This is a genomic window from Mycobacterium sp. NGS34 (genome assembly GCF_059812845.1).
In genome coordinates this window covers 1-218 of sequence record NZ_JCALDM010000075.1, presented here as the reverse complement: position 1 = coordinate 218, position 218 = coordinate 1, and the positions used below count along the sequence as shown (strand labels likewise).

Below are 218 nucleotides of genomic sequence, written 5' to 3'. Positions count from 1 at the left end.
CCCTGATTGCTGGGGGATGAAGGAACCGCTGTCGGCTAGCGTTGGCGGGCGACGATCACCGGCACGCGGGCTGCCTGCACCACGGCCGTACTGACTGATCCCAGCAGCATTCCCGCGAACCCTCCGCGACCACGGCTACCGACCACAACGAGCTGAGTTGATTGACTTCTGTCGAGAAGGTGGCGAGCCGGCTGATCCCACACGATCAGACGACCAAC

The 218-nt window shown here is 63.8% G+C and carries 1 protein-coding gene; it reads right to left on the bottom strand.

Annotated features, from left to right (window positions below):
* Positions 1-35: 35 nt before the first annotated feature.
* Positions 36-218, bottom strand: a 183-nt coding sequence (locus AC5Y7V_RS31450; RefSeq protein WP_499883802.1) for a universal stress protein, incomplete at its 5' end; no start/stop codon positions are given.